The 16740-nt window shown below is 35.4% G+C and carries 10 protein-coding genes; 7 read left to right on the forward strand and 3 right to left on the reverse strand.

Annotated elements, in window-relative coordinates; genetic code table 11:
- Nucleotides 1-186 precede the first annotated feature (186 nt).
- A complete protein-coding gene (locus tag ACNQGG_RS09225) occupies nt 187-2118 on the forward strand; it encodes an amino acid permease (protein ID WP_417963254.1) in 1932 nt (643 codons plus the stop codon).
- A gap of 123 nt (nt 2119-2241) precedes the next feature.
- Here the strand turns inward: ACNQGG_RS09225 and ACNQGG_RS09230 are convergent, their stop codons facing one another.
- The gene (locus ACNQGG_RS09230; RefSeq protein WP_417963256.1) at nt 2242-3468 is read right to left on the reverse strand and encodes an aminotransferase class I/II-fold pyridoxal phosphate-dependent enzyme; all 1227 of its coding nucleotides are present in this window, start codon (nt 3466-3468) and stop codon (nt 2242-2244) included.
- 325 nt (nt 3469-3793) lie between these two features.
- On the opposite strand from ACNQGG_RS09230, the gene ACNQGG_RS09235 reads away from it, so the two are divergent.
- Together ACNQGG_RS09235 and lpdA are read left to right on the forward strand one after the other, a co-directional pair.
- Nucleotides 3794-4252 carry an Lrp/AsnC family transcriptional regulator gene (locus ACNQGG_RS09235; protein ID WP_416858122.1) on the forward strand — a complete coding sequence of 153 codons (459 nt, stop codon included), beginning with the start codon at nt 3794-3796 and terminating at the stop codon, nt 4250-4252.
- 152 nt (nt 4253-4404) lie between these two features.
- Nucleotides 4405-5808 (forward strand): dihydrolipoyl dehydrogenase, encoded by a 1404-nt coding sequence (gene lpdA, locus ACNQGG_RS09240; protein WP_417963258.1) that lies wholly within the window; start codon nt 4405-4407, stop codon nt 5806-5808.
- 68 nt (nt 5809-5876) lie between these two features.
- Here the strand turns inward: lpdA and ACNQGG_RS09245 are convergent, their stop codons facing one another.
- Both ACNQGG_RS09245 and ACNQGG_RS09250 read right to left on the reverse strand, forming a co-directional pair.
- The gene (locus tag ACNQGG_RS09245) at nt 5877-6254 is read right to left on the reverse strand and encodes a DoxX family membrane protein (RefSeq protein WP_417963260.1); all 378 of its coding nucleotides are present in this window, start codon (nt 6252-6254) and stop codon (nt 5877-5879) included.
- Nucleotides 6255-6639: 385 nt separating this feature from the next.
- Nucleotides 6640-7533 carry a DUF4349 domain-containing protein gene (locus ACNQGG_RS09250; protein ID WP_417963262.1) on the reverse strand — a complete coding sequence of 298 codons (894 nt, stop codon included), beginning with the start codon at nt 7531-7533 and terminating at the stop codon, nt 6640-6642.
- 220 nt (nt 7534-7753) lie between these two features.
- On the opposite strand from ACNQGG_RS09250, the gene ACNQGG_RS09255 reads away from it, so the two are divergent.
- From ACNQGG_RS09255 to ACNQGG_RS09270, 4 genes are all read left to right on the forward strand, one after another.
- Nucleotides 7754-9040, forward strand: coding sequence for an anthranilate synthase component I family protein (locus ACNQGG_RS09255; protein WP_417963264.1), 1287 nt, complete (start codon nt 7754-7756; stop codon nt 9038-9040).
- A gap of 27 nt (nt 9041-9067) precedes the next feature.
- Nucleotides 9068-10378, forward strand: a complete 1311-nt coding sequence (tilS, locus tag ACNQGG_RS09260) for a tRNA lysidine(34) synthetase TilS (protein WP_417963266.1) — start codon at nt 9068-9070, stop codon at nt 10376-10378.
- Nucleotides 10378-12381: a protein-disulfide reductase DsbD family protein gene (locus ACNQGG_RS09265; protein ID WP_417963268.1), complete on the forward strand. Its 2004-nt coding sequence runs from the start codon at nt 10378-10380 to the stop codon at nt 12379-12381. Before tilS ends, ACNQGG_RS09265 begins: the two co-directional genes overlap by 1 nt.
- 669 nt (nt 12382-13050) lie before the next feature.
- A partial coding sequence (locus ACNQGG_RS09270) for a beta strand repeat-containing protein (protein WP_417963270.1) occupies nt 13051-16740 on the forward strand: 3690 nt, incomplete at its 3' end.

The raw sequence follows: 16740 nt of genomic DNA on the forward strand, positions 1-16740 counted from the left end.
GATATTTTTAGATGGCTAAAAAAATGAAATATGGAATAGGAAGTGAAATTAAAAACAAAATAGTTTCCTTAAAATTTCTAATATTGAAATTGTTTTATATATTTGATTTTTTATAAAATTTACGTTATTTTCGGATTAAACCGTAAAATTTGCGACAGATTAATTTTTAACGATAAAATTTACAACATGGCATTAGGTGGTTTATTCAGAAAGAAAACAGTACAAGATATTCTAAAACAGGTCGAAAAAAATAATGCCGATGGCCATAATGCACTTGGAAAGCATTTAACCGCTCGTGATTTAACGGCCTTTGGAATTGCAGCAATTGTTGGAGCCGGTATTTTTAGTACCATAGGAAAAGCAAGTGCTGATGGAGGTCCTGCAGTTATCTTTCTTTTCTTGTTTACTGCCATAGCCTGTAGTTTTGCTGCTTTTGCTTATGCTGAATTTGCTTCGATGGTCCCTGTTTCCGGAAGTGCTTATACCTATTCTTATGTAGCTTTTGGAGAAATAATCGCTTGGATTATTGGTTGGGCATTAATAATGGAATATGCAGTAGGTAATATAACGGTAGCCATATCCTGGAGTGATTATTTTACCGGATTACTCGATAGTATGGGGATTCATCTTCCGCAATATGCCCAAATGGATTATTTATCGGCTTCTAATGGTTTTAAAGACGCAACTGCTTTGATGCAAGGAGGTAAAGCATTTGAAAATTTAAGTTTAGCAACACAAGCGGCTTATACAGCATGGACTACTTCACCAGTTATTGGTTCCTTTCACTTTGTGGCGGATTTACCGGCTTTATTAATTATTGTTTTAATAACAGCTTTGGTTTATCGCGGTATGAAAGAATCTCGTAATGCCAGTAATATAATGGTTGTTGTCAAATTATGTATCGTACTTTTAGTAATTGCTGTAGGAATTTTTTATGTAGATGTCGATAATTGGCACCCATTTGCGCCTAATGGAGTTTCAGGTGTTTTAAAAGGAGTTTCAGCTGTATTCTTTGCTTACATCGGGTTTGATGCAATTTCTACAACTGCCGAAGAATGTAAAGATCCACAACGTGATTTACCAAAAGGAATGATGTGGGCCATTATTATTTGTACTCTTTTATATATAGCAATCGCATTGGTTTTAACCGGAATGGTGAGTTATAACGAATTGAATGTAGGAGATCCATTAGCATTTGTATTTGATAAACTGCATTTAAAATGGATGTCGGGAATTATTGCCGTAAGTGCAGTAATTGCGATGGCAAGTGTTTTATTGGTATTTCAAATGGGGCAACCAAGAATCTGGATGAGTATGAGTCGGGATGGATTATTGCCAAAACGTTTTTCTACAGTGCATCCTAAATTCAAAACACCTTCTTATGCTACAATTGTTACCGGTTTTGTAGTGGCAATACCCGCTTTATTTTTGAATTTAACAATGGTTACGGATTTGTGCAGTATAGGAACTTTATTTGCCTTTGTTTTGGTATGTGCCGGAGTTTTGGCTTTGCAAAATAGAACCGATATTCCTCGAGGAAAATTCAAAACACCTTATATGAATTCAAAATTCATCATGCCTGTTCTGATTATTATAGGACTGATTTTTGCTTTTGGTTATAATAAAAAAAATACAATGGATTTCATTACTAATGAAACTCAAATCAATAGTTCGGCAGCTATTGTTACTTCATTGGATAAAAAGGAAACTCAAAAAGTATATGATTATTTAGTGCGTGTTGATGCTAAAAATGCTACAACAGGTACTCCGGATTTAGAATTTTTACTAAGTCAGTACCAACAGGACGATGCTAAATACGCTAGTGTCATTGCGAATTTACCCGTATCGGAATCTATTAAATATGAAAGTGGTTTTGGATTGTTCAAACATAAAATTCCGATGTGGATTTTTCTGATTGTTTTGCTTGGATTATCAGTTTGGTCATTCAAGGAAAACTTATCATTAATTCCATTACTAGGTTTAATCTGTTGCTTGTATATGATGGCAGAACTAAGTGTGTGGAACTGGATTTATTTCACGATTTGGCTGTTAATAGGTTTGGTGATTTATTTTAGCTTCAGCCGTAACAACAGTAAGTTGAATAGCATAGAAGCTTAGTTTTTAAAAATCTATATACCTAAACGTCTTTTAATTAAGGCGTTTTTTTTTGGTTTAAACCAAAAAAATCCGTTCGAAATTTACTTTCAAACGGATTCAACAAACTACAAAAACTAAAAAAAACTATTCCATCAAAACGGATTCTGATGTTAGTACATTCAATTCCATCATACATTTTTTCATCATCTGATATGTTCTTTCAATGTCATTATCTAAGCCTATAGAAAACCGAATCAAGCCATCAGTCAATCCCATTTCTATTTGTTCTTCCATAGGGATTTCGCTTGAAGTAGAAGTTCCCGGCGCACTAAATAAGGTTTTGTAAAATCCTAAACTCACTGCAAGATATCCCAGATTTTTTGCCTGCATCAATTCCATTAGTTCATTGGCTTTTGCCAAAGTTCCAACATCTAATGTCGTCATTCCGCCAAAACCATATTCCGGATTAATCATCGTTGCATACAATTCATGACTTGGGTGACTTTTCAATCCTGGATAAACTGTTTTTAATCCGTCTTTTTCAAAACGTTCAGCAAGATACATCGCATTGTAACTGTGTTGTTTCATTCGAATATGTAGCGTACGCAGGTTTTTCATCACACTCGCCGAACGCAAACTATCCATTGTTGGACCAAGTAACATGCTGGCACCACTATTCACATTTTTTAAACTATCAATAAATTCCTGAGAAGCACAGGTGACACCGCCCACAGTATCACTGCTTCCGTTGATGTATTTCGTTAAACTATGAATCACAATATCAGCCCCTAATTTTGCAGGAGAGACAGATAATGGCGAAAAAGTATTATCGACCACTAATTTCAAATTGTGTTTTTTTGCGATTTTTGCTAAACCAGCAATATCAGCCACTTCCAGTAAAGGATTACTCACCGTCTCGCAGTACAAAACTTTGGTTTCGGGAGTAATTGCAGCTTCTACAACATCTAGTTTCGTGATGTCAACAAAAGTGGTTTTGATGCCTAATCTAGGCGTAAAATTCTTCAAGAAAGCGTACGTTCCACCATAAATAGTTCTGCTGGAAACGATATGATCTCCCGAGCCGCACAATTGCAATAGCGTAGGCGTAATCGCTCCCATTCCTGAAGCTGAAACATTGGCTGTTTCCGTTCCTTCCATCGCTGCCAAGGCTTTGTCTAAATATAAATTGCTCGGTGAGGAATGACGGGAATACAAATAACAACCTTCCATATTACCTTCAAAAGTATCGAACATCGTTTTTGCCGATAAAAAAGTATAGGTAGATGAGTCAGAAATCGATGGATTCACACCACCAAATTCACCAAAGTATTGCAAATCTTGAATGTTGTCTGCGGGATTGAAATTTTTCATAATTATTTTTATTGTTATTTATGCTGAATTTATTTCAGTATTTGAAGCGATTCCTGCTATTCGCTATATCTTTCCAGTCCTGAACTTGTTTCAGGATCCTGAAACAAGTTCAGGACTGGAAAGGATGCCGCTGCTATCAGGGCTATGGGATTTCGTTCTGTATGAAATCTATTCAAAATAACAGTGTTCTAGATTAATAATCAATCCTATTGCCTATTATTGGATTTTAAAACTATAAACTATAAATAATGTAATTTAATTTTCTAAATTAGCTTCTCAAATTAGAATTTTATAGATTATTTATCCATTCCAATTTTACAATAAAATGACATTAGATTCAATAGATAAAAAGCTGCTTTTTTTATTACAATCCGATAGTAAGAAAACAACCAAAGAACTTTCCTTAAAACTCAATCTTTCGGTTACTGCCGTTTACGAACGCATTAAAAAATTGGAAAGGGAAGGAATTATCGATAAATACGTTGTGCTCGTCAATCGTTCGAAAGTCGAAAAAGGATTTGTTGTCTTCTGTCACCTCAAATTGATTCAACACACCAAAGAGTTTATTGCTAAATTTGAAAGTGAAGTGGTAAAGCTAAAAGAAGTGATGGAATGCCATCATGTGAGCGGTGATTACGATTATATCCTGAAAATAGTGGTAAAAAATATGGAAGCGTATCGGGAATTTTTAGTTACAAAACTCACCACATTGCAACATATAGGAAGTACGCACAGTACCTTTATGATTAGTGAAGTAAAAAGTACGACTGTTGTTGATATTTAGTATATATGCCAATTTAGCTAGGTATTCAACGGTATGTAAATAGTAATTGCTAAAAATTCATAACAAAAAACCTTGTAAATTAAACTTTAAACAAAACTTAATTCCTTAATTTTGTGCGACATTTTATAAAAACACAATAAAAAAAATATACTATGAGTTCATTTGACGTAGTCATTATAGGTTCTGGACCAGGCGGATATGTATCAGCAATTCGTTGTGCACAATTAGGTTTCAAAACAGCAATTATCGAAAAATATTCCACTCTTGGTGGAACTTGCCTGAATGTAGGTTGTATTCCTTCAAAAGCATTGCTTGCTTCTTCTCATCATTACAGTGAAATTGCTCATTTTGCAGAGCACGGAATTGAAGTTTCCGGAGAAGTAAAAGTGAACCTTGAAAAAATGATTGCGCGCAAACAAGCCGTTGTAGATCAAACTTCGGGTGGTGTGAACTTTTTAATGGACAAAAATAAAATTACAGTTCTGGAAGGATTGGGTTCATTTGTTGACGCTACTCATGTTGCCGTTGCAAAAGCAGATGGAACTTCGGAAACTATCGAAGCTAAAAATATTATTATCGCTACAGGTTCAAAACCATCTTCTTTACCATTTATCAAAATCGATAAAGAAAGAATCATCACTTCTACTGAAGCTTTGAAACTTAAAGAAGTTCCAAAACATTTGGTAATTATTGGTGGTGGAGTAATTGGGATTGAATTAGGGCAAGTGTATTTACGATTGGGAGCGCAAGTTTCTGTTGTAGAATATTTGGACCGAATCATTCCAGGAATGGATGCTTCCTTGTCTAAAGAATTGACTAAAGTATTAAAAAAACAAGGCATGAAATTCTACGTTTCACACAAAGTGAAATCAGTGGAAAGAAATGGCGAGGGTGTTGTTGTTCAAGCTGAAAATGCAAAAGGAGAAACAATAACTCTTGAAGGAGATTATTCATTAGTTTCTGTGGGACGTCGTCCATATACTGATGGATTGAATGCGGATAAAGCCGGAGTAAAAATAACGGATAGAGGAATGGTTGAAGTAAACGATCATTTGCAAACTAACATTCCTAATATCTATGCAATTGGTGATGTTGTTCGTGGAGCAATGCTAGCGCATAAAGCGGAAGAAGAAGGAGCAATGGTTGCTGAAATTTTAGCGGGTCAAAAACCACATATCGATTATAACTTGATTCCTGGTGTTGTTTACACTTGGCCAGAAGTGGCTGCTGTAGGACAGACGGAGGAGCAATTGAAAGCAGCTGGTGTGGATTTCAAATCAGGAAGTTTCCCTTTTAAAGCATTAGGTCGTGCTCGTGCTGGAGGTGATTTAGACGGATTTGTAAAAATTCTTGCTGACGCAAAAACGGATGAAGTTCTAGGAGTTCATATGATTGGAGCTCGTTGTGCTGATTTAATTGCTGAAGCCGTTACAGCAATGGAATTTAAAGCATCTGCTGAAGATATTTCAAGAATGTCTCATGCACATCCTACATTTGCAGAAGCAATAAAAGAAGCTGCATTAGCCGCTACTGATAACAGAGCGTTACATGTGTAATTAAAAAACATTTTTTATAAAATAAGAAACCCGCTATTTTAAGCGGGTTTCTTATTTTATATACTAAATTATTTAGCCACAAATACACTTTTATAATTTTCCCAGTGGCTAAAGATTAAAAAGATATTTCCAAAAAACACAAATAACGCAATTGGTAAATTTTCTGGTGTTAAGAAAAAATTGATCAATAGTATGTTTAAAGTAACAGGTAAAATGATAAGATTAGCCAAGGTCACATAGCGTCCGGTGATAAATGATAATCCACAAAGAAATTCCAAAGATTTTGCTAAAGGCAACAAATAAGTAGAAGCCATTAAACCAACGTTAAATGCCTTGAAGTTTCCAGTCGTTTCGGCCTCAGGAGATAAATGTAAGAAAAAACTAACTGAGGTGTAAAGGAAAAGGAGTCCAAGTAAAGATCGAATAATAATGATTGCAATTTTCATGATATATGGTTTTATAGGTTACATATTAAAAATTTACTATTGTTGGCATAGTACTTTCATTTCTAAACAAGATTTCACATTTGGTACTCCTCTAAATCAGCTGTACCTGCATATTCATCCATCATCTTGTCGTTTTATAAATAGCCAGTATCAATTGCATTTTTAACCATTTCATCTCCTTTTTCGCTGCTTTCAGTATCACTAGCAATCAGTTCTTCTTGTATTCTTAATCTGTAAATTTTTGATGGAATTTAAAATCAATTTCGAGTTTTAAGAACCATTATTTACAAATATTTCCTAATTCATCTAAATTAGTTTTCATTTTATGATATAAAGATAATTAATTTTTTAAAACGAAAACGATTGGTTTTTAACAGTTTTAATTTTATTTATGCAAATATTTCTTATAAACAATAAAACCAACGGTTCCTATTAACAGAATTGCCCAAAGATTGAAAATAAAAACAATTATTTCTTTAAGCATATACCAACCATTTTTCAGCGCATCCAGGATTTCGATTCCTATATTCGTTTGATAGTCACTTTTATCTTTAGTATTGGCAATTTTTTCCTGTTTTAGGGATTCAGGTTGATAGATTTCTAACTTTAATGTACTGAAATTTACTTGGTCTTGTAGGGATATGTTTTCGATTTTACTGGAATCATTTTGTTCCTGTTGATCTTCTAAATCACTTTCGGCGATAGTGATGTCATTCAGTTTTTTGCCTTTAGTATCAATGGCTTTTTCCAATCGTTTTCGATGATTTTCTTTTCTGGTTTGTATAAATTGGTTCTTTATCATTTGTATGGAAACATCATCTGCTTTTATCAGTCGATAGTCTAAAAAGGCAATTTGTTTCGCAATCACTTTTATTAGGGTATCGAGCTTGGTATTTGGAACTCGGATGATAATGTTGTTTTCTACTGAAAACTTTGTAGTTTCCAGAATGCTGTCTTGACTTATTTTGGTTTCTATTTGGTCTGAAATAGTACTTTGTAAATTAGTGTAGGTAACATATCCTCCAAATTTATTGGTTGCGTTTTCGATAGCATACGTCGATTGAGGTACATTTTTCACTTTAAATTTTAGGTCTGCTGTTCGAATAAATTTTCGATTGTCTCCTTTTTTATCGACTGCTGCTGATGATGAAACAGTAGCAGTTACTTCGGTTGACGTTTCGAGTGCTACATCTTCTGCTGGGGCTTCCCCTTTTTTACAGGAAAATAGTAATGCCATGATTACTAATGATATTACGCTTAATTTTACAATTGTTTTCATAGAGAATTGATTTTAAATATTGATTAAAAATGATTTACTTATTGCAGGTAAAGGAGTTATTTTATTAAAAAGGGATAAGTAATTTTTTATCAATAGTCGGATCAATTTAAGGTAGTAAAGTCATTCTGTTTTGTAATAAAAATCGTGCCATTAATTTTTGGTTACTGCTTCTTTGGTGGAATTTTTTTATTGTAATTTTGAATCCTAAAATAAATCGTTTTTGAGAGTTTCAATTTACAAGCAAATATCCAATCCGGCAGCCTTCAAACAGCAACTTTTACTTTGGTCGCAACAATTTCGTGAAGTCATTTTCATGGATAGTAATGATTATCCACAGGGATATTCCAGTTATGATTGCCTGCTTGCAACAGATGCTTTTACTTCCATAAAAACAGATTATCATGATGCTTTTGAAGATTTAAAACAATACCAGCAAATTACCAAAGACTGGCTTTTTGGTTATTTATCGTATGATTTAAAAAATGATGTGGAGCAATTGCAATCCAATAATTTTGATGGACTGGGTTTTCCGGATTTATTTTTCTTTCAACCGAAGAAATTATTTTTATTGAAAGGAAATCAACTCGAAATCCAATACCTCAATATGTGTGACGATGAAGTTGAGGAAGATTTTGAGGAAATAAGTGTTCAGTGTCCAGTATTTAGTGTTCAGGACTCACAAATAACGATTCAGCAGCGAATTCCAAAAGAGAATTATCTCGAAAAAGCATCCAAAATATTAGAACACATTCACCAGGGTGATATTTATGAAGCGAATTTTTGTATGGAGTTTTTTGCAGAAAATGCAACGATTGATCCAATTGAAAAATTTCTAAAGTTGAATGAAATTTCTCTTCCGCCATTTGCCGTTTTTTTTAAGAATAATAAGCACTTTTTGCTTTCAGCTTCTCCGGAACGCTATTTGAAAAAAGAAGGAGAATTGATTCTTTCGCAGCCAATTAAAGGGACTGCGAAACGATTTCTGGATCCTGCAGCAGATGAAAAATCGAGAACTCAATTGGCTTTAGACCCAAAAGAACGTTCTGAAAATATTATGATTACGGATTTAGTTCGTAATGATTTATCGCATACAGCTCAAAAAGGTTCTGTAACTGTAACAGAGTTATGCAAAATTTATTCTTTTTTGCAAGTGCACCAAATGATTTCTACAGTTACTTCAAAATTAGATTATCAATACACTGCTGTTGATGTAATAAAAACCACTTTCCCGATGGGAAGCATGACTGGAGCGCCAAAAATTTCGGCAATGAAAATCATCGAAAATCTGGAAGAAACAAAACGAGGACTGTACAGTGGGGCAGTAGGGTATTTTACACCAGATGGTAATTTTGATTTCAATGTGGTAATCCGAAGTATCTTGTACAATAAGGAAAAAAAATACGTTTCTTTTTCAGTGGGAAGCGCCATAACATCTCAATCGATTCCTGAAAAAGAGTATGAAGAGTGCTTGCTTAAAGCCAAAGCTATGCGAGAAGTTTTAAGTTAAATCAAAATGAATTAATTACTTTTGAATATGCTACAGAAATTCCAAAATCATCTTCTCCACAATTTTCAGTTTTTGAATGGAAAAAAACTGCTTCTTGCTACAAGTGGCGGTATTGACAGTATGGTTATGGTGCATTTATTTAAGAAATTAGAATATAAAATTGGAATCGCACATTGCAATTTTCAACTCCGCGAAATGGAAAGTTTCGGTGATCAGGATTTTATTCAGGAATATGCTTCTGCCAATGGGATTCAGGTATTTATAACACAATTTGATACCAGAGCTTTTGCGGAAGATTATAAGCTTTCTACTCAAGTTGCTGCTCGCGAGTTGCGTTACAACTGGTTTTATGAATTATTGGAAACTGAAAAATTTGACTATATTCTCACCGCACATCATGCTGATGATAACATAGAAACCTTTCTCATCAATCTTACACGAGGGACAGGATTAGAAGGTTTAACTGGAATTCCGGAACAAAATGAAAAAGTGATTCGGCCATTTTTATTGTTTTCCCGAGAAGAAATTGAAGCGTATGCTAAAGAAAATACGATTCAATGGCGAGAAGACAGTAGTAATGCATCCGATAAATACCTTCGAAATAAAATTCGCCATCATGTAGTTCCGATGTTAAAGGAATTGAACCCAAATTTCCTTTCTTCTTTCCATAAAACGGAAACGTATTTGCAAGAAGCGCAAGCTATGGTTGAAGACGCATCAATTATCGTTTATCAACAAGTGGCAAAGCAGGACGATAAAAACATCCATTTTGATTTGAATAAATTGAAGAAATTGTCAAATTACAAATCGTATTTGTACCAATGGCTGAAAGAATTTGGATTTTCGGCTTGGGATGATATTTATGATTTGGTCGAAAGTCAATCAGGTAAGCAGGTTTTTTCTCCTGAGTTTCGATTGTTGAAAGACAGAGATTCGTTAATCCTAAGTCCGATAAATTTCGTAAATGAAAAGAAGGAGTTTTTAATCGAAGAAAATCAGGAAGAAGTTAATATTCCCTTAAAACTTTCCTTTTGTAAAGTAGCCGACATAAGTATCGTTTCAAATAAAACTATCTTTGTTGACGCCAATAAATTACGATTTCCATTGGTTTTACGGCATTGGAATGAAGGAGATGTTTTTCAGCCTTTTGGAATGGACGGCAAATCTAAAAAAGTGAGTAAGTTTTTTAAGGATGAAAAATTATCATTGATTGACAAAGAAAATACTTGGCTTTTATGTTCCAAAACTGAAATTGTTTGGATTGTTGGGATTCGTCAGGATAATCGTTTTAGAATAGAAAACGAAACACAAAATATACTTAAAATAGAATTAGAATAATGAGAAAATTACTATTTATACTTTTTGCTTTTTTGGCTTTTGCCAAAGTAAATGCGCAAATTCTTGATCCTGCAAAATGGACTACAAAAATTGAAAAAAAATCAGAGAACACGTATTTGTTAACTTTTAATGCAGTTATTGAAAAAGACTGGCATTTGTATTCTCAATTTACACCGGATGGTGGACCCTTACCATTAGAGGTGATTTTTAAAAATCAAAAAGGAAATTTTACTTTAGTTGGCAAAGCCAAAGAAAGTAAAACTACAACTGCTTTCAATGATGTTTTTGGAGTGAATGAAACCTTTTTTCATGATAAAGCTCAAATCCAACAAGAAATTAAAATCATAAACCTGAAGATTACCAAGATTGAAGCCGAGTTGAATTATCAGGTTTGTAAAGAAGTTTGTATAAATTTAGAGAAAAAATTTACTTTTACAATTCCATTTAATTCAAATATTGCGAAGGTAGTTATCCTTAAAGCGGATACCATAAGAGTGGACGCACTAGTTTCAAAACCGGAAGCAAAAGAAATCAATCTTCCTGCAAAAACAGAAGTTGTAGTTTCAAAACCAGCTTCTCAGAAAGGATTATGGTCTATTTTCTTCATTGCTTTTTTATCAGGATTTGCAGCCTTACTCACGCCTTGCGTTTTTCCGATGATTCCCATGACGGTAAGCTTTTTTACCAAACAGAGTAAATCAAAAGCCAAAGGAATACGGCATGCCATTATTTATGGAATTTCCATCATATTCATTTATGTGGTATTGGGATTTTTAGTAACGTGGATTTTTGGCGCTGATGCACTGAATGCATTGTCTACCAATGTTTGGTTTAATATTATATTCTTTATTTTATTGATTGTTTTTGCGGCTTCATTTCTTGGCGCATTCGAGATTATGTTGCCTAATTCTTGGGCAAATAAAGTAGACAGCCAAGCGGATAGAGGAGGAATAGTAGGAATATTATTTATGGCATTGGCGCTTGCCATTGTCTCTTTTTCTTGTACAGGACCTATTGTGGGAACGCTTTTGGTTGATGCTGCTTCCAAAGGAGGTATCGCACCGATTATAGGAATGTTAGGTTTTTCATTGGCCTTAGCCTTACCATTTATGTTGTTTGCGATGTTCCCGGGTTGGTTGCATTCGTTACCTAGATCTGGGGGATGGCTTAATACCGTAAAAGTAGTTTTGGGTTTTCTCGAATTGGCTTTGGCTTTCAAATTTTTATCAAATGCTGATTTGGTTTTACAATTGCATTTATTGGAAAGAGAAGTGTTTTTGGCGATTTGGATTGCTATTTTTGGAGCATTAGCATTGTATTTATTTGGAAAAATTGCATTACCACATGATAGTCCTATGACCCATATTTCAGTAGGAAGATTGTTAATGGGATTGCTGGTTTTGACGTTTACCATTTATTTAATCCCAGGACTTTGGGGGGCACCATTAAAATTGATTAATGCTTTTCCGCCACCAATGGAATACAGTGAAAGTCCAATGGGGTTTGGAGGCTCGGGCGTTAAAACGGCTACTGCTATCTTACCAGAAGGTGCCAAAAGTGGACCACACGGACTAGTTGTTTTTGATGATTACGAAAAAGGTTTGGCTTATGCTAAAATGGTAAATAAGCCTATCATGCTTGATTTTACAGGTTATGCTTGTGTGAATTGCAGAAAAATGGAAAATAATGTTTGGTCTGACGCGCGTGTTTTTTCTATTTTGAATAACGATGTTGTTTTGATTTCTTTATATGTTGATGATAAGCGCGAATTACCTAAAAATGAACAGTATATTTCTAAAACAACCGGAGCTGAAATCGAAACCATAGGTGATAAGTGGACTGATTTTATGATTTCAAAATACAAAACTAATACACAGCCATTGTACGTATTAACAGATTTAGAAGGAAATAATTTAAATGAAACAATTCCAACCATAAGTTATGTTGGAGTGGAAGAATATGTGAGTTGGCTAAAAATCGGAACCTCTAAATTCAAAAAATAAACCCTTTTTTGTTTCACAAATAGTAACCCTGTCCAATTTTATTGGACAGGGTTTTTTGCTTTTTTCGTGTTTTGAATGAAGTTTCCGAAACGATATTCTTTTAAATTCGCTTGTAAGGTGAATTTTTACTTGATGTTTTGCTACTTTAAGCGTGTCAAAGAAGGGCTCTAATCCTCTTTGAATTTAATTAGATTTCCCTTAAAGCTCATAAAATAAGGATACTTCTTCTTCAGTGTTTCTATTCGTAGTTTACTCACTATTGTTTTTAAAAAAGCTTTTTGATTTATAAAGTAAAAAAGGGTATGTTTTTTATTTATGGAATCAAATTTTCATCAATTCAAATTGAGAATCAGCTTCAAAAGCAAGCATGTTTTCTAATTATATATTTTATTTCCTCTGAAAATCACAAAATATGTAGTTCGCAGTTTTTTTTATTCCTTTAATCGGAAATGTATTAAAAATTGGATTAATGTATTCTTAATTACATAATTTAGTATTTAAGTTGATGGATTTTAGTTGTTTAAGTATGTTTTTTTGTTTTGTTTAAAAAGTATTTATCCGAAAGAGTTCCATTAAAATAAATCAAAAACAGAACCATCATTCTATTGATTTTACATTTTACAGTTAAGCATATAGTATTCGTTATTTTATTATTTTAATTCAATAAATATGAAAACATTTCTACGCAACTCTGGATTTTTAACTATTGTTTTTTTTATTGCAAATTTGTTTTTTGCAAATGTGGCTTTTGGGCAAGCAACGGTCGTCACCGATAAGGCAGATTATCAACCAGGTGATGCTGTTATAGTTACGGGTTCCGGTTGGCAATCGGGTGAAACGGTATCGTTGCATTTTGATGAAACACCGCAGGTATGTACCGGTGATCATTATCGGTCAACCATTGCAGATGCAAATGGAAATATTTATTATAATCAATTTTTGATTAATATAAAACATCTCGGAGTATCTTTTGTTTTAACTGCTACTGGACAAAGTTCAGGATTAAGTGCAACGACAATTTTTACTGATGGTGGTTTTGCATTTGGGATTACTGGACTTTCAAGTATACCTGTCGGAAATATTTTAGTGAACTATTCATGGCCAGAAAGTAGTGGTGGTGGAGGTAGTGGTACTATTTCAACACTTAATGGAGCTGTTTCCGGCAATAGTCAAAATAAAACATTAACCTTTTCATATTCTCCGAGTTCTACAATTATAACAGGAATTAAATATAATATCCTCAATTATACTATTACCAGAATTCAAAATGGTATTACTTCTGTATCAAGCCAGAAATCTAACTCAGGAGTAGACAGTGAGGCTAACAACATAAGTAAGAGCATAGTTGCTAATTATGGGGCTTTAGTGGCAAGTAATGTTACTGGTATTTATGGCAGTACAGTTTCATTGACTTCAACATTATATTCAAATTATCAAACAGCGACTGGTATTTCAGGAAAGACGATTACTTTTTATGTAGATGGAGCTTCAGTTGGGACAAGTAATACTAATGCTAGTGGAGTTGCAACTTTAAATTTAGATTTAACCAGTGTCCCTTCACTTGGAAAACTGAATTCAGGAGTCTATACCATTTCTAGTTCTTTCTCAGGTGATACCGATTATCTAGCGGTTTCCAGTGCTAACAGTACCTCTGGAATATTGACAGTAAATAAAAAATCAATTACTATTACTGCTGCAAACCAAACGGTAGTTTATGGTACACCCCTAGCTACAGTAACTGGGACGGGTACTTATACCGCTGCAGGCTTTATGACCCCAGATACTTCATCTGTGATTGGTGGTACAGCTACTTATACAACAACCTATACCGCAACAACCGCAGCAGCTACTGCAGGAGTAACGATTACCCCTGTTACAACCGCATTAACAGCCACCAACTATAGCTTTACACCTTTAAACGGAAGCATTACTATTAACAAAGCAGCACCAACAATAAGTGTGTCAGGAGCCCAAAATTTCACTTATAATAGTTCAGCTCAGGGTCCTTCAACCATTTCATACAATGGGGATGGTACCACTTCATTATTATATACTAATACAAGTGGAACTGTATATTCATCTGCAACTCCACCTACAAATGCGGGCAGTTACCAGGTAGTAGCCAGCGCAACAGCAGGTACTAATTTTAATACAGCTTCTTCGAGTGCTTTAGCTTTCACCATCGGTAAAGCTGCAACTACAACTGTGGTTACTGTCGCAGCCAGCCCATTTGTTTATACAGGTTCGGCACAAACACCAGCTACAGTTAGTGTAACAGGAGCAGGAGGTTTGAATTTAACACCAGCAGCTGATTTTACAAACAACACCAATGCCGGAACAGCAACCGCTAGTTATACTTATGCGGAAACTGCTAACTATCTATCAAGTTCAGACAGCGAAGACTTTACTATCGGTAAAGCTGCAACTACAACTGTGGTTACTGTCGCTGTCGGTCCATTTGCTTATACAGGTTCGGCACAAACACCAGCTACAGTTAGTGTAACAGGAGCAGGAGGTTTGAATTTAACACCAGCAGCTGATTTTACAAACAACACCAATGCCGGAACAGCAACCGCTAGTTATACTTATACAGAAACTGCCAACTATTTATCAAGTTCAGACAGTGAGAATTTCACCATCGGTAAAGCTGCAACTACAACTGTGGTTACCATCGCTGCCGGCCCATTTGCTTATACAGGTTCGGCACAAACACCAGCCACAGTTAGTGTAACAGGTGCAGGTGGTTTGAGTTTAACTCCAAGTGCTGATTTTACAAACAACACCAATGCCGGAACAGCAACCGCTAGTTATACTTATACAGAAACTGCTAACTATTTATCAAGTTCAGACAGTGAGAATTTCACCATCGGTAAGGCTGCAACTACAACTGTGGTTACTGTCGCTGCCGGTCCATTTGCTTATACAGGTTCGGCACAAACACCAGCTACAGTTAGTGTAACAGGTGCAGGTGGTTTGAATTTAACTCCAAGTGCTGATTTTACAAACAACACTAATGCCGGAACAGCAACCGCTAGTTATACTTATACAGAAACTGCCAACTATTTATCAAGTTCAGACAGTGAGAATTTCACCATCGGTAAAGCTGCAACTACAACTGTGGTTACCATCGCTGCCGGCCCATTTGCTTATACAGGTTCGGCACAAACACCAGCTACAGTTAGTGTAACAGGAGCAGGAGGTTTGAATTTAACACCAGCAGCTGATTTTACAAACAACACCAATGCCGGAACAGCAACCGCTAGTTATACTTATGCGGAAACTGCTAACTATTTATCAAGTACAGACAGTGAGGATTTCACTATCGGTAAAGCTGCAACTACAACTGTGGTTACTATCGCAGCAGGGACATTCACCTATGCAGGTTCTGCAATAACACCCGCTACGGTTACTGTAACAGGAGCAGGTAGTTTGAATCTGACACCTTCTGCGGTTTATTTGAACAACATCAATGCCGGAACAGCTACTGCAAGTTACACTTATGCAGCAACGGCTAACTATTTATCAAGTACAGACAGTGAGGATTTCACTATCGAAAAAGCTGCAACTACAACTGTGGTTACTGTCGCTGCGGGTCCATTTGTTTATACAGGTTCGGCACAAACGCCAGCTACAGTTAGTGTAACAGGAGCAGGAGGTTTGAGTTTAACTCCAGCAGCTGATTTTACAAACAACACCAATGCCGGAACAGCAACCGCTAGTTATACTTATGCGGAAACTGCTAATTATTTATCAAGTTCAGACAGCGAAGACTTTACTATCGGTAAAGCTGCAACTACAACTGTGGTTGCTATCGCTGCGGGTCCATTTGTTTATACAGGTTTGGCACAAACACCAGCTACAGTTAGTGTAACAGGTGCAGGTGGTTTGAATTTAACTCCAAGTGCTGATTTTACAAACAACACCAATGCCGGAACAGCAACCGCTAGTTATACTTATGCAGAAACTGCTAACTATTTATCAAGTTCAGACAGTGAGAATTTCACCATCGGTAAAGCTGCAACTACAACTGTGGTTACCATCGCTGCCGGCCCATTTGCTTATACAGGTTCGGCACAAACACCAGCCACAATTAGTGTAACAGGTGCAGGTGGTTTGAGTTTAACTCCAAGTGCTGATTTTACAAACAACACCAATGCCGGAACAGCAACCGCTAGTTATACTTATGCAGAAACTGCTAACTATTTATCAAGTTCAGACAGTGAGAATTTCACCATCGGTAAGGCTGCAACTACAACTGTGGTTACCATCGCTGCCGGTCCATTTGCTTATACAGGTTCGGCACAAACACCAGCTACAGTTAGTGTAACAGGTGCAGGTGGTTTGAATTTAACTCCAAGT

It is taken from the genome of Flavobacterium esculini, assembly GCF_048284325.1.
GTDB lineage: Bacteria > Bacteroidota > Bacteroidia > Flavobacteriales > Flavobacteriaceae > Flavobacterium.